This window comes from Derxia gummosa DSM 723 (assembly GCF_000482785.1).
GTDB lineage: Bacteria > Pseudomonadota > Gammaproteobacteria > Burkholderiales > Burkholderiaceae_E > Derxia > Derxia gummosa.
On sequence record NZ_AXWS01000013.1, the window covers coordinates 408,235 to 421,446 of the forward strand.

At 73.9% G+C, this 13,212-nt stretch carries 13 protein-coding genes; 1 reads left to right on the forward strand and 12 read right to left on the reverse strand.

All coding sequences use genetic code 11. The features are described 5' to 3' along the window. Positions 1–123: 123 nt before the first annotated feature. The 3 genes from H566_RS24795 to H566_RS0112460 all read right to left on the reverse strand — a co-directional run bounded on the left by H566_RS24795 (position 124) and on the right by H566_RS0112460 (position 4,046). Positions 124–1,695, reverse strand: a complete 1,572-nt coding sequence (locus H566_RS24795; RefSeq protein WP_034411524.1) for a methyl-accepting chemotaxis protein — start codon at positions 1,693–1,695, stop codon at positions 124–126. Between the two features lie 246 nt (positions 1,696–1,941). Further along, complete coding sequence (locus tag H566_RS0112455) at positions 1,942–2,877, reverse strand: NAD(P)-dependent oxidoreductase (RefSeq protein ID WP_028311698.1); 936 nt, start codon at positions 2,875–2,877, stop codon at positions 1,942–1,944. Positions 2,878–3,062: 185 nt separating this feature from the next. Then, positions 3,063–4,046 carry a fumarylacetoacetate hydrolase family protein gene (locus H566_RS0112460; protein ID WP_028311699.1) on the reverse strand — a complete coding sequence of 328 codons (984 nt, stop codon included), beginning with the start codon at positions 4,044–4,046 and terminating at the stop codon, positions 3,063–3,065. A gap of 231 nt (positions 4,047–4,277) precedes the next feature. On the opposite strand from H566_RS0112460, the gene H566_RS0112465 reads away from it, so the two are divergent. Continuing rightward, on the forward strand, positions 4,278–5,234 hold the full coding sequence (locus H566_RS0112465; RefSeq protein WP_028311700.1) for an NAD-dependent epimerase/dehydratase family protein: 957 nt from the start codon (positions 4,278–4,280) through the stop codon (positions 5,232–5,234). 14 nt (positions 5,235–5,248) lie between these two features. Here H566_RS0112465 and H566_RS0112470 read toward each other — a convergent pair whose 3' ends face one another. From H566_RS0112470 to H566_RS0112515, 9 genes are all read right to left on the reverse strand, one after another. Further along, complete coding sequence (locus H566_RS0112470) at positions 5,249–5,593, reverse strand: Rieske (2Fe-2S) protein (RefSeq protein WP_156924412.1); 345 nt, start codon at positions 5,591–5,593, stop codon at positions 5,249–5,251. A 1-nt stretch (position 5,594) separates the two neighbouring features. Beyond that, positions 5,595–6,470 carry an SDR family NAD(P)-dependent oxidoreductase gene (locus H566_RS0112475; protein ID WP_084545086.1) on the reverse strand — a complete coding sequence of 292 codons (876 nt, stop codon included), beginning with the start codon at positions 6,468–6,470 and terminating at the stop codon, positions 5,595–5,597. Between the two features lie 4 nt (positions 6,471–6,474). Then, positions 6,475–7,053 (reverse strand): cupin domain-containing protein, encoded by a 579-nt coding sequence (locus H566_RS0112485; protein WP_028311703.1) that lies wholly within the window; start codon positions 7,051–7,053, stop codon positions 6,475–6,477. A 25-nt stretch (positions 7,054–7,078) separates the two neighbouring features. Further along, on the reverse strand, positions 7,079–7,873 hold the full coding sequence (locus H566_RS0112490) for a cyclase family protein (protein WP_028311704.1): 795 nt from the start codon (positions 7,871–7,873) through the stop codon (positions 7,079–7,081). Further along, the gene (locus H566_RS0112495) at positions 7,870–9,027 is read right to left on the reverse strand and encodes an MFS transporter (RefSeq protein ID WP_028311705.1); all 1,158 of its coding nucleotides are present in this window, start codon (positions 9,025–9,027) and stop codon (positions 7,870–7,872) included. The genes H566_RS0112490 and H566_RS0112495 overlap by 4 nt, the downstream gene beginning before the upstream one ends. A gap of 17 nt (positions 9,028–9,044) precedes the next feature. Continuing rightward, positions 9,045–10,178 carry an FAD-dependent oxidoreductase gene (locus H566_RS0112500; protein ID WP_028311706.1) on the reverse strand — a complete coding sequence of 378 codons (1,134 nt, stop codon included), beginning with the start codon at positions 10,176–10,178 and terminating at the stop codon, positions 9,045–9,047. 125 nt (positions 10,179–10,303) lie between these two features. Continuing rightward, entirely contained in the window at positions 10,304–11,257 is a 954-nt protein-coding gene (locus H566_RS0112505) for a VOC family protein (protein WP_028311707.1), read from the reverse strand. A 22-nt stretch (positions 11,258–11,279) separates the two neighbouring features. After that, positions 11,280–11,993 (reverse strand): EthD domain-containing protein, encoded by a 714-nt coding sequence (locus tag H566_RS0112510; protein WP_028311708.1) that lies wholly within the window; start codon positions 11,991–11,993, stop codon positions 11,280–11,282. Positions 11,994–11,998: 5 nt separating this feature from the next. Further along, the gene (locus H566_RS0112515; RefSeq protein WP_028311709.1) at positions 11,999–13,174 is read right to left on the reverse strand and encodes an alpha/beta hydrolase family protein; all 1,176 of its coding nucleotides are present in this window, start codon (positions 13,172–13,174) and stop codon (positions 11,999–12,001) included. Positions 13,175–13,212: the final 38 nt, after the last annotated feature.

The following is a 13,212-nucleotide window of genomic DNA, read 5'->3' on the forward strand; positions in this document are numbered from 1 at the left end:
GCACTGAATGGCGACCCCGTCGCGCGCCGGCTTCAGCCGGCGGCGCGGCGCCCGGGGTCCGGCCACGCGCGGCCACGGGCGGCCGAAGCCGCGCCGCCCGGTCCGGATGGTCCGCCGGCCGCCTCAGCCGCGCGCCAGCCGGAACACCGACACTGCCGCCACCAGCTGCTGGGCCTCGCCGCGCAGCTGCTCCGCGGCGGCGGCGCTTTCGCTCACGAGGCTGGTGTTCTGCTGGGTTGCGCGGTCCATCTCCACCACGTCGTCGCTCACCTGGCGCAGGCCGCCGCTCTGCTCGACCGTGGCCGAGGCGATGTCGGACACGATGTCGTTCACGCGCCGGATCGAGGTGACGATCTCGTCCATCGTGCGGCCGGCCTGGTCCACCAGCGCCGTGCCCTGACCGACCTGCTCGACGTTGCTGCCGATCAGCCCCTTGATTTCGCGCGCCGCCTCCGCGCTGCGCTGTGCAAGCGCTCTCACCTCGCCGGCCACCACCGCGAAGCCCCGGCCCTGCTCGCCCGCGCGCGCCGCCTCGACGGCCGCGTTGAGCGCCAGGATGTTGGTCTGGAAGGCGATGCCGTCGATCACCTCGACGATCGCGCCGACGCGCCGGCTGCTCTCGCTGATGCCGTGCATCGTCGCCACCACGCGGCTCACCACCTCGCCGCCCTGGCTGGCCACGCCGGCCGCGCTTTCGGCCAGCTGGCTGGCCTGACGCGCGTTGTCGGCGGTGCTGCTCACGGTGCCGCCGAACTGCTCCATTGCGCTCGCGGTGCGCTGGATCGAGCCGGTCTGGGCCTCGGTGCGCTCGCTCAGGTGGCCGTTGCCGTCGGCGATGCGCGCCGCGCCGGCCGCGATGCTCTCGCTGCTCGCACGCACCTGGCCGACGATGCCGCCGATCTTGCGGCGCACCCGCGTCAGCTCGGCGGCGAGGCTGTGGTCATGCGGCGCGGCGGCGCCGCTGTCGCCGGCATCGGACAGATCGCCCTCGGCCAGCCGGGCGAGATCGGCGCGCAGCGCCTCGGGTTCGGCGCCGAGCGTGCGCCGCACATGGCGGCGCAGCAGCAGGCCGAGGCCGGCGGCCACCGCCGCCGCGATCACCGCCGCGCCGAGCAGCAGGCCGCGCTGGCGGTCGGTCGTGGCCTCGATGTCGAGCACACGGGCGCGCGTGCGCGTCTCGGTGCTGACCGTGTAGTCGTGGATGGCGTCGCTCAGTTCGGCCAGCGCGGGCGTGCAGACGCGCTCGATGTCGGCGATGGCGGACTCGCGTTCGCCGGCATCGAGCCGCGCGACGATGGACGCGGCAACCGGGCTGTAGCGGGCCTCGACCTCGGCGACGCGCGCGATCTGCCGCCGCACCTCGTCGGGCACATCGGCGGCCGCGATCGCGCTCACCAGCGCGTCGAGTGTCCTGCTCGTCTCGGCCTGACGGCGATTGAACTCGCGTACCTGGGCCGCGCGCCCGGCCGGGTCGGTCAGCAGCGCGAGGTTGCGCACCGCGATCGCGCGGGCATCGGCCGCCTCGCGCAGATGGCCCGCGATCTCGAGCCGCGCATAGACGCCGTTGGCCAGTCCGTCGAGTCGCTTGTTGAGCCCGTCGAGCAGGAAGGAGGCGGTGCCGCCGAGCAGCAGCACGCAAAGCGTGATGAAGACGAGGATCACGAACAGGCGTGATCGGAAGGACGAGACAGTCAAGGCGGACCCCTGCGTGACGGCCGTGTGGGCCTTGTACGTTGTGCGCCGGCGCCTGGCGATGGCGCGACCGCGCCGCGCGAGCAGGTATCGGCCACTCGTTTGACGGCCGCCATGCGCGGATGCTGAGTGCGGGTTTGCACTGAGGGCCGCGCACGGCGGCGCGGCGGCACGCCCACGCGATGCGGGGCGGCGCGGTCGACGCGGCCCGTGGCCGCGCGGTCGTCGGGTTCCGAGCCGCCGACGTCGTCAGTAACCGCGCGCGAGGTCGATGCCCGCGAGCGGCTCGCCACGCCGGTCACGCGCGATGTGGCCGGCGATCTGGGCCACGCTGTCGTCGAGCAGCGTGAGCGCCGCGACATGCGGCGTCGGCTCGATGCGCGGATGGCGCCAGAACGCGTGCGCGGGCGGCAGCGGCTCGTCATGGAAGACATCGAGCGCGGCGCGCGCCAGCCGACCGTCGTCGAGCGCCGCGAGCAGGTCGGCGTCGACCACATGGCGCCCGCGCGCGAGGTTGACGAGAAAGCCGCCCGGCGCCATCGCGTCGAACACGGCGCGCCCGAGCACGCCGGCAGTGGCGGGCGTGTCGGGCAGCAGGTTGACGAGCAGGCGCGCACCGGCCACGCAATCGCGCAGGCGGTCGGCGCCGAAGGTGGCGAAGTCCGGCAGCGGTGCCACGTCTCGGCGCCACAGCCGCACCGGATGGCCGAGCGCGGCCAGCGCCTGCGCCACGGGCAGGCCGAGCCGGCCGGCGCCGAGCACCGCGACCGGAAAGGCCTCGGCCGGCTCGACCGCGAGCGGCTGCCATCGCGCCTCGCGCGCCAGCGCCTCGTAGTCATGGAAGCGGCGCCGGAAGCGCAGCGCGCAGTACAGCGCGTACTCGCGCATCTGCCGCGCCATGCCGGCGTCCTCCAGCCTCAGCACCGGCACGCGATGGCCGGCGAGGCCCCGATCGGCGGCGAGCAGGCGCAGCAGCGCGTCGACGCCGGCGCCGAGGTTGAAGATCGCGCGCAGGCCGGCGCGCGGCGCGAGCGCGGCGGCGTCGGCCTTCCAGTAGAGGAGGTAGTCGGCGGGGCCATCGTCGCCGGGCTGCCAGAGGCGGGCGCGGGCGTCGGGCAGGGCGGCTTGCAGCGCGTGGCACCAGGCCTCGGCGTCGAGGCCGCGGGTGGCGAGCAGGAGTTGCATGGGAGTGGTCCGGTGGCGGCGGGCCGGCGAGTCTGCCGCAAGCGGGGGCGGGGCACGCGACGGTGCCCGTCGGACGCGGGCGGGATGACGGCGCGCGAGTGATCCCGGGCCGGGGGCGCCGCCGGACGGCCGCGCCCGCTGGCCACCGTCAGATGAGGGAGACGCCGGCGCGCGCGGCGCGGCCTTCAGCCGCCCGCCGGCACGAAGCGCTGGTCGATCGCGCCGAACACCGACTGGCCCCCGGCATCGAGCACCTCGAAGCGCAGCCGCTCGCCGAAGCGCAGGAAGGGCGTGCGCGCCTCGCCGTGCGCAAGCACCTCGAGCGCGCGCCGTTCCGCAAGGCAGGCCGATCCGACTTCGGCCCAGTTGGCGTTCGACACCGTGCCCGAGCCGACGATGGTGCCGGCGCGCAGCCGGCGGTTGTAGGCGAGATGGGCCAGCAGCCCGCCGAAGCCGGGCGTCATCTCGCGGCCGTTGGGATGGCCGAAGGGCTCGCCGTCGCGGCTCACGCGCAGGTCGAGATGCACGCGGCCGTCGCGCCAGGCGTCGCCCAGTTCGTCGGGCGTGACCGCCACCGGCGCGAACACCGTCGCCGGCTTGGCCTGGATGAAGCCGAAGCCGAGCTGCATCTCGCGGAACAGGTGGGCGCGCATGCTCACGTCGTTGAAGATCGTCACGAGCCGCACGCGCGCCAGCGCCTCGTCGGCCGAGGCGCCCATCGGCAGCTCGCCCGTGATGACCGCGAACTCGCCCTCGAAATCGGCGTCGTCGGCCTCGGAGGGGAATTCGTAATCGTCGCGCGGGCCGCGGAAGTCGTCGGACTGGCGCTGGATCAGGATCGGCACGCCCTCGACCTTCTTCACGCTCAGGTTGAAGGCGCGCTCCATGATGTCGCCGTGGTTCGGGAAGGCCGAGCCGTCGACGAACTGCGAGCAGCGCGGCAGCGGCGCCATCGCCTCGGTGGCGTCGAAGGCGAAGGCGCCGGGCGCGCGGCCGGCCTCCAGTTCGTCTGCAAGCCCTTGCAGCGCGGGCGCGAGCGCGTCCCAGTCGTCGAGGGCGGCGGCGAGCGTCGGCGCGATGGCGCTCGCGCCGACGGCGCGCGCGAGATCGCGCGAGACGACGACGAGGCGGCCGTCGCGGCGGCCGTTGCGCAGGGTGGCGAGTTTCAAGGGCGGTCTCCTCCGGTTCGGTGCCGGTCCCGACGGCCGGCGCGCAATGGTCTTGCAAGGGTTTGCAGGCTGGTGCGCGCTCCTGGCGCGCGCCTTGCCGCCCGATGCTAGGCAGCGCCGCGCGCGACGGGAAACCGGGCTTGCCGATGGCTGCCATCGGCGCAAACCATTTCCGCGCGCCGTGGGCCGCGACCTAGCATCGGCGCCCCGCCACGCTTTCCGATCGCCGCCATGCATGTCCTCGTCACCGGCGCCGCCGGCTTCGTCGGCCGCGCGCTCGTCGCCCGGCTGCTCGCCGGTGCGCCCGCGCTGCCGCGCATCGACCGACTCACGCTGATCGACCTCGCCTTCGCCGACGGCGACGCCGGCGACCCGCGCGTGACGCGGCTCGCCGGCAGCATCACCGACGCGGCCCTCGTCACCGCCGCCTTCGCGGCGCCGGTCGATGCGATCTTCCATCTCGCGAGCCTGCCGGGCGGCGCGGCCGAGCGCGATCCGCTGCTCGGCCGCGCGGTGAACCTCGACGCGACGCTTGCGCTGCTCGACGCGGCGCGCGCGCAGTCGCTCGCGGGTCGCGCGCCGGTGTTCGTGTTCGCGAGCACGATCGCCGTGCTCGGCGCGCCGCTGCCGGCCGGTGGCGTGGACGACGCGACGCCCTGCGCGCCGGCGCTCAGCTACGGCGCGCACAAGCTTGCGGCCGAGGTGCTCGCGGCCGATGCGGCGCGCCGCGGCTGGGCCGATGTGCGCTCGCTGCGGCTGCCGGGCATCGTCGCGCGCCCGCCCGCGCCGAGCGGGCTGCTGTCGGCCTTCACGAGCGACCTGATCCGCGAACTGGCGGCGGGCCGGCCTTTCGCCTGTCCGGTGCCGGCGCGCGCGACGGCCTGGCTCATGTCGGTGCCCTGCGTGGTCGACAACCTGCTGCACGCGGCCGCGATCGACGGCGCGCGGTTCGGCACGGCGCGCGTCTGCACCCTGCCGGCCTTGCGGCTGTCGTTCGGCGAACTCGCGGCGGCCGTCGGCGCGGCCTGGGGCACGAATGCGCAAGCGCTTGCAAGCTGGGGCGAGGATGCGGCGCTCGAAGCCAACTTCGGCCGCCATCCGCCGCTCGCGACGCCGCTCGCCGACGCGGCCGGCTTCCGGCATGACGGCGACGCGGTGACGCTCGCGCGTCGGGCGCTGGAGATCTGAGCGGGGTCGCGGGCTCAGTCGTCCGGCGCGTCGAGCCAGACGAGGCCCCGCGCATCGACCCATGCCGGCACCGCCGCCAGCCGCTCGCCCGCGCACGGCCCGCGCAGGCAGAGCCCGCTGTCGATGTCGAACTCGGCGCCGTGCGCATGGCAGACGATGCGGCTGCGGTCGGCGTTCAGGTAGGCGTCGCGGCGCCAGGCCATGCGCGCGCCCGCGATATGCGGACAGTCGTCGCGCCAGGCGACGACGCGCGCGCCGCGCCGGATCACGAACAGGCCGGCGCGGCCGCCTCCGGCCGCATCGACGCCGCGCGAATCGCCGTCGGGCAGGTCGGCGAGCGGACCGAGGCAGACGCGCATCTCAGCTGCCGTCGCCGATCGTCGTGCCGCCATCGACGACGAGGTTGTGGCCGTGCATGAAGCCGCCCGCGCGGCTCGCGAGCATGACGACGACGCCCGCGATCTCGTGCGGTTCGCCGACGCGGCGCAGCGGCGTCGCGGCGAGCCGGCGCGCCATGAAGGCTTGGTCGGCGAGCAGCCCGGCCGCGAGCGGCGTGCGCACGAGGCCCGGCGACACCGCGTTCACGCGCACGCCGCTTGGCCCCCATTCGACCGCGAGGTTGCGCGCGAGCTGGGCGAGCCCGGCCTTCGACAACGCGTAGAGCCCGATCGCGCGGTTGCCGCGCAGGCCGGCGATGCTCGACATGAGCACGACGCTGCCGTCGCCGCGCTCGGCCATCGGCGGGATGACGGCCGAGCACAGCGCGAGCGCGCCGCCGAGGTTCACGTCCATCACGCGGCGCCAGTCGGCCTCGGTCGCGGCGCCGAGCGGGCCGACCGGCCCCTCGATGCCGGCGTTGCAGACCAGCGTGTCGATGCGGCCGAAGGCGGCTGTCGCCTGCGCCGCGAGCCGCGCGACCGAGGTGCGGTCGCCGAGGTCGGCGGCGAGCGAGACGGCCCGCGCGCCGCGCTCTGCCAGCGCGTCGGCGGCGGCGCTGGCGCCGGCCGCGTCGATGTCGGCGAGGACGACGCGCGCGCCGTGGTCGGCGAGCGCCTGCGCGATCGCGTGGCCGAGGCCGCGCGCCGCGCCGGTCACGAGCGCGACGCGGCCCGCGAGGTCGAACAGCGAGCCGGGGGTGGCATGCGGCGCGTGGGCCGTCGTGGCGCCGGGCGATCGCTGCGGCGCGGCGGCGACGAGGCCGTCCGCGCCGCCGCCCGGCAGATCGGGCGGTGTCATCGCCTCAGCGTCCATCGAGCGCGGCCCGGATCGCGGGGTCGTACACGCCATCGACCAGCACGAACAGCATCCGGCACACGCGGCCCGAGCGGTTCGCCCACGCGTGGTTGCTGCCGCGCTGGATCACGATGTCGCCCGCGCGCAGCAGCGTCGCGCTGTCGTCGAGCACGAGCGTCATCTCGCCGTCGAGCACGACGCCGTAATCGACCGACTCGGTGCGGTGCATGAGCGGATGCGGCGAACCGGTCTTCACCGTCGAGGCCGCCGCGTCGCCGATCTGCGTGAAGGCGTCCTTCATGCGCGCCGCGCCGTGGGCGAGGAAGTCGGCGCTGTCGGGCGGGATGTCCACCACGCGGATGCGCGTGCCGCGCGCGGGCGGGGGCAGGCGCAGCGCGCCGAGCGTCGGGTCCGGCCCGTTGCCGACGCCGGCGGGCGCGCCCTCGGTGCTCCAGATCTCGTGGAAGACGGTGCCGGGGATCTTCTCGATCGGCACGACGGTCGGCAGCGGTCCATCGCTGGCGACGATGGCGCGGCCGTCCGGCGCATGGCCGGTCACGACGCGCCGCAGGGGCTTGAAGGTCATGGGGGGCTCGCTGTGAGGTGACGTATCAGCCCTCGAAGATGGCGACCGCGCGCGTCCAGCCCGCCGAGCCGCCGCGCACCTTGTGCGGAAAGCAGCTGATGAGGAAGCCGTCGGCGGGCAGCGCTTCGAGGTTGTGCAGCTTTTCGAGATGGCAGTAGCCGATGTCGCGGCCGGCCTTGTGGCCTTCCCAGATGAGGCTCTTGTCGCCGGTCTCGGCGATGCGCCGCGCGGTATACGAGAACGGCGCGTCCCAGCTCCAGGCGTCGGTGCCGGTCAGGCGCACGCCGCGTTCGAGCAGGTACATCGTCGCCTCGTAGCCCATGCCGCAGCCGGAGCCGACATAGTCCTTGTGGCCGTAGCGCGAGCCGGCGCGCGTGTTGACGACGACGATCTCCAGCGGCTGCAGCTCGTGGCCGATGCGCGCGAGTTCGGCCTCGACCTCGGCGGCCGTCACCACATGGCCGTCGGGCAGATGGCGGAAGTCGAGCTTGACGCCGGGTTGGAAGCACCATTCGAGCGGCACCGCGTCGATCGTGATCGACGGCCGCGCGCCGCCGTTCTTCGCGTCCATCGTCGAATGGAAATGCCAGGGCGCGTCGAGATGGGTGCCGCTGTGCGTGGTGAGCGTCACCCATTCGGCGGCGGCGGCCTCGCCGTCGGGATAGTCGGCGGCGGTCGTGCCCGGCAGCATCGCGAGGAACTCGGGCAGCGTGTCGGCGTGCTTCTGGTAGGTGATCTTCGGCGCGAGCGGCGGCGGGTCGGACAGCACGTCGTTCTCCAGGAAGATCGACAGATCGACGAAGCGGCGGGTCTTGTTCATGCGGGGGCCTCCATGGACGGGGAAGGCGCGGCGGCCTGGCGCACGCGCGAGAAGCAGGCGACCGCGACCGCGCCGATGGCGAGCGCGGTCAGGCCGAGGCTCGGATAGCCGAGCGTCTTGACGAGCGTGCCGCCGAGTACCGGGCCGATCGCCGCGCCGGTCATGAGCATCGCGGGCGTCGCGGCGAGCGCGCGGCCGGTCGGGTCGAGCCGCGCGAGCACGCCGAACACGAAGGTGTGCGTGAACAGCATCACCGCCGCGAACACCGACGCCGCCGCCGCCCAGGCACCGAAGCCCGGCGCGGCGCTGATGACCACCGCGAGCGCGGCCTGGACGGCCGGCCCCGCGAGCAGCACGCGCCGCGCCGCGAGCCGGCGTTCGAGCAGCGCCGCAAGCGCGGCCGGGAACAGGTTCACGAAGCCGAGCGCGACCAGCACGCCCGCGACCGCCTCGGCGCCGAAGCCGCGGTCGATGCCCGCGCGTTCGAGGAAGGCGAAGGTCATCGACTGCACGACGGCCATCGCGCCGATGCCCGCGACGCCGAACCAGACGGCCGGCGCGATCGGCGTCGCGCCACGCCCGGTACCGGCGCGCGGCGCGACCGGCGCAAGGCGCGGAAAGCCGATCGCCGCGAGCAGCGCCGCGACCGCCATCACGACCGCGAACAGCCGGAACAGCGCCGCGCCGCCGGCCCATGCGACGAGCGCCGGCGCGCCCGCGTAGAAGGTGATCGCGAACACGCCGAGCGACATGCCGGCGAGCGCGAAGCCGCGATGCGGCCGGTCGCCGCGCGCGATCGTCCCGTGCACCGCGCTGAGCGCCGCGCCGACGCACAGGCCCGCGAGCGCATGCAGCGCCGCCATCGCCGCGAAGCCGGCGCAGACCGACACCGCCGCGAACACGAGCGCGCCGGCCGCGAAGCCGCCGAGCGCGACGCGCCGCGCGTCGAGCGCCGCGATGCGCGGCGCGATCGCGAGGCTGCCGCCGACCGCGCCGAGCAGGAACAGCGTCGCGAGCAGCCCGGCCTGCTGCGCGTCGAAACCGTAGCGCGCGACGAGCGCGCCGACCCAGACCGGCAGCGCGACGAGGTCGAGCATGCCGGCGCAATGTCCGCCCATGAGCGCGAGGCGGCCGCGCAGGCTTTCGGTGGTCATGATCGTCACCGCCGCGCTCAGATCGGCTCGGCCAGCGCGAGCATCGACGCGCGCATGATCGCGGCGTGCTCGGCCTTGTCGCCGTCGGGCGTCATCTCGATCTCGCCGAGGCGCGCCGAGTTCTGCACGACCATGCGGCAGCGTTCCCAGCGCCGCGCCTCGAAGGCGGCGAGCCCGGCCTCGACGCCGTCGGCGCGCGCGAGTTCGTCGGCCAGCACCAGCGCGTCCTCGATGCCGATGCAGGCGCCCGAGGCGAGGTGGGGCGTGGTCGCATGCACCGTGTCGCCGATGAGCACGACGCGGCCCGCATGCCAGGGGCGCGGCATGAGCATGCCTTCGAGCGGGCGGTAGACGATGCTCGACCCTTCGTTGATCGATTCGCGGATGGCTCGCAGCAGCGGATCGGTGAAGCCGTCGAGCAGCGCGCGCAGCCTGTCGACGAAAGTGGCCGGATCGACGCGCTCGTTGACCGGGCGGTGCTCGGTGAGGAACAGGTACATCTCGTCCTTCGACACCGGGTTCACGCCGGGCTTGTTGCCGGCGCCGACCCAGAACATGCAGGTCTTGACCTCGGCCGGGCGCGGGAGCACTGCGCGCCAGACGGCCTGGCCGCTGTAGGCGGGCCGGGGCGCGGCTGGGAACAGCGCCTCGCGCGTCTTCGAGTAGAGGCCGTCGGCGCCGATGACGAGGTCGTAGCGCCCGCCGCTGCCGTCGGTGAACGCGACGGTCGCGCCGTCGGCGTCCTGCTCGATCGAGGTAAAGGTGCAGCCGAGCTTCACCTTCGCGCCGGCCGCGAGCGTCGCGTCGGCGAGGATGCGCGCGAGTGCCGGACGCATGATCGCGCCGCCGCCGGGCACATCGTCGCCGGCGATGCGCGGCGTCGGCAGGCTGCCGACCGTCTGGCCGTGCGGCAGGCGCAGTTCCACGCCGTCGGAGGCGGCGCCGAGTTCGAGAAAGCGGTCGAGGATGCCGAGCTGGCGGAAGGCGCGCAGCGTGGCGCCGCCGAGGCTGATGCCGGCGCCGTAGGAGCGCCAGCCCGCGTCGATCTCGACGACGTCGACGCTCGCGCCGAGGCGGCGCAGCTCGATCGCGGCCGACATGCCGCTGAAGCCGCCGCCGATGACGAGCACGCGCAGGGACGGGATGTTCATGATGGGTCTCCTCCTTCGGATGGGCCGGCTGCGTGGCCGTTGCCCTGGGTATGGCGGGCGGCGCGCCGTTGGGGGCGCGCGCGCCGCCGGGATGTGGCGGTTTGCGGTGGCGCGGCAGAACCGGCTCAGTGCGCGCCGGCCTTGGGCGGCGGGCCGCTCGGGAACCAGAGCTGGCGGTGCTGGAACAGGAAGGCCTGGGAGGTGTCGGCGCCGGCGGGCGCCTCGCGCGCGACCCATTCGCGGTCGTGCAGGTCCATGTCGGCGTCGTACTCGACATGGCAGCCGAAGGGGCTGTTGAAGTACCAGAACCAGTTCGAGCCGAAGAGGTGGCGGCCCGGCCCCCAGAACGACTGGTAGCCCTTCGCGGCAAACCGGTAGCCGGCCTGGAGCACGTCGGTCGGCCCGGCCATGTGGAAGGTGAAATGCTCGATGCCCTGCATGAAGGGCGGCGTCTGGATCAGGAACAGCGTGTGGTGGTCGAGCGTGCCGGCCGGTTGCAGGAAGGGGCCGGTGCCGGTGAAGCGGTCGGTGCAGCGGAAGCCGAGCCGCTCCACGTAGAAGGCTTCGGCCTTCGTCACGTCGGGCACGAAGTACACGACATGCGACAGCGTGCGCGGCAGCGCGTCGCGCGTGGTGCTCACGCCGATCTCGTTCGGCCCGCGCTGCGGCGCCGCGCCCGGGGAGTTGACCGGCTCGGCGCGCAGGTCGAGCGGCTTGCGCACCGTCAGCCGGAAGCCGAGCGCGAAGCCCATGTCGTCGCGCGCCTCGATCGAGCCGTCGGGCAGGGTCGTCACCTCGCGGTCGCGCCCGAGTTCGGCGGCGATCGCGTCGAGCGTGGCCTGGTCGGGCACGCCGTAGGTGGTCTTGCGCAGCATGCTGCCGGTCGGCAGCGGCGCGGGCAGCGCGGGGTCGTCGCGGCGGCGCACGACGATGGCCGTGCCGTCGAGCGCCTCGAAGCGGCCGCCGGCCGAGGTCACGCCAACGGGCGCGAGGCCGTAGTCGGTCAGGTATTGCGCGCAGGCCTCGACGTCATCGACGCCGAAGACGAGTTCGTCGGGTCCGAGAATTTCAAAGGTCATGGTGTCGGCTCCAAGGTGGGAATCAGGTGCCGGCGTGCAGCACGGCTTCGGTGGCGAGCAGGAAGAAGCTGCCGTCGGCCAGCGCCAGGCCCGGACGGACGAGGGCCTCGTCCACCCAGGCCTGCCACTGCGCCGGCAGCGCGCGGGCGGCGGCCTCGTCGGCGAGCCAGAACTCGTCGATGGCGTCCGCCGGTACCGGGCGGTCGGGCGCGGGCAGCACGTCGTTCTGCACATGGCCCAGCGCCGGCGCGAACGCGGGCGCCCGCGCCCAGGCCTGCTGGAACCGGGCCGCGTCCACGCCGGGCGCCTTGCGCAGGAAGCCGAAGCACTTGAAGCCGGCCTGCGCGACCGGGCGCAGTTCGCGCGCGCGGACCGGCATGAAGACGACCGTGGCCTGATCGACGAAGTTGTCCTCGTCGCCCTTGAGGTGGTCGCGGTAGAACGCCGTCTCGCGCGAGCGGCCGAGGGCGGCGAAATCCGGCACCCAGATCTCGGTCACGAAATCGCGGTTCAGCGCGAAGGCATCCGTGCCCGGCGCGGTCGCGCGGAAACTGCCGTCGAACACGGCGTTCTGCACATAGCGGCGCGGCGCGTTGGCCGGCTCGGCCGCGATGTAGCGCAGCACCAGTTCGCCGTGCACATGGCGGATGTGATGGCGGTGCTCGGCCAGCGTGCTGCCGGGCCGGCGGCGGCCGACGATCATCAGCTTCAGGCCGCGGGGGTCGGGCGTGTTCATGTCGTTCAACCCCGGCCGGCGGTGGTGTGGCCGCCGAGCACCTCGGCGACCCAGTCGGCGATGTACGCGCCGGCATTGGCCGAGTTGTCGAAGCTGGAGTGCTGGACGCCGCCGGTGCGTTCGTCGAACACCTTGAGTTCGCGCTTCGGGCTGTTGACGAGCTGCTCGTACGTGCGCTCGGCCCACTTGAGCGGGATCTGCGAATCCTTCTGGCCGTGGGTCACGAGAAAGGGCACGCGGATGCGGTCGAGCACGCCGTCGAGATGGACGTTCCCGGCGATGCGCATGAAGTCGTCGATGTCCTTCGCGCCCCAGACCCAGCAGACGTGGGCCCAGTAGTGCGGCACCGGGAGGTTGCCTTCCTTCTCCAGCCGGCGCTTCTGCACGTCGCGCCAGTCGTGGTTGGCGCCCCAGACCACGCCGCAGGCGAAGCGCGGCTCGAAGGCGACGGCGCGCGGGCAGTAGTAGCCGCCGAGCGAGACGCCTTCCAGGCCGATGCGCTTCGGGTCCACGTCGGCGCGGGTTTCGAGCCAGTCGAAGACGCGGCTGGCCCAGTGCTCGCTGTCGAAGCGCGCGGTGAGGCCGCGCAGGCGCAGCGCGTCGCCGGTGCCGGGCTGGTCGATGACGAGCGACGACACGCCGCGCTTCGCGAGCCAGGCCGGCAGGCCGACGAGGTACTTCATCTCCTTGGTCGAATCGAGGCCGTTGACCTGCACCAGCAGCGGCGCGCGCTCGCCCGGCCTGAGGCCTTCGGCCCGCGTGTAGAGGCCGGTGAGCACCGTGCCTTCATAGGGAATCTCGACCGGCTCGCAGTTGTCGCCCGCCAGCCGCACGCCCTTCGCAAACGCTTGCAGGAAACGCTGGTACAGCTCGACGCGGCCCGGCGCGCCGTGGGCCTGGAGCCGCTCGCAGGTGAGGTAGTAGTTGGCGGCGCGCTTGAGCTTGTCGCCGGCCGAGATGAGCCGGCCGCGCGCCTCGTCCTCGTCGGCGAGGGCGGCGAGCTTGTCGGCCATGCGCGACCAGGTCTCGCGGAAGGCGCGGGTGCCCTCGGCGTCGGGATGCTTCGCGGCGTCCTGCAGCGGGGCGCACATCTCCTCGATCTCGCCGATGCGGGCGCCCATCTCGATCGACAGATCGACCGAGAGGTTCCAGACATAGTTGGTGGGGAAGTACTTGAACATCGTGCTGTCCTTGCTGGCGTGGGCGGAGCGGGGACCGG

Excerpts from the sequence above, each read along its gene's own strand:
- H566_RS0112510 (WP_028311708.1), bottom strand. The coding sequence starts at position 11,993 with ATGAACACGCCCGACCCCCGCGGCCTGAAGCTGATGATCGTCGGCCGC.
- H566_RS0112500 (WP_028311706.1), bottom strand. The coding sequence starts at position 10,178 with ATGAACATCCCGTCCCTGCGCGTGCTCGTCATCGGCGGCGGCTTCAGC.
- H566_RS0112490 (WP_028311704.1), bottom strand. The coding sequence starts at position 7,873 with ATGAACAAGACCCGCCGCTTCGTCGATCTGTCGATCTTCCTGGAGAAC.
- H566_RS0112470 (WP_156924412.1), bottom strand. The coding sequence starts at position 5,593 with ATGCGCGTCTGCCTCGGTCCGCTCGCCGACCTGCCCGACGGCGATTCG.
- H566_RS0112475 (WP_084545086.1), bottom strand. The coding sequence starts at position 6,470 with ATGACACCGCCCGATCTGCCGGGCGGCGGCGCGGACGGCCTCGTCGCC.
- H566_RS0112515 (WP_028311709.1), bottom strand. The coding sequence starts at position 13,174 with ATGTTCAAGTACTTCCCCACCAACTATGTCTGGAACCTCTCGGTCGAT.
- H566_RS0112455 (WP_028311698.1), bottom strand. The coding sequence starts at position 2,877 with ATGCAACTCCTGCTCGCCACCCGCGGCCTCGACGCCGAGGCCTGGTGC.
- H566_RS0112495 (WP_028311705.1), bottom strand. The coding sequence starts at position 9,027 with ATGACCACCGAAAGCCTGCGCGGCCGCCTCGCGCTCATGGGCGGACAT.
- H566_RS0112505 (WP_028311707.1), bottom strand. The coding sequence starts at position 11,257 with ATGACCTTTGAAATTCTCGGACCCGACGAACTCGTCTTCGGCGTCGAT.
- H566_RS0112465 (WP_028311700.1), top strand. The coding sequence starts at position 4,278 with ATGCATGTCCTCGTCACCGGCGCCGCCGGCTTCGTCGGCCGCGCGCTC.
- H566_RS0112485 (WP_028311703.1), bottom strand. The coding sequence starts at position 7,053 with ATGACCTTCAAGCCCCTGCGGCGCGTCGTGACCGGCCATGCGCCGGAC.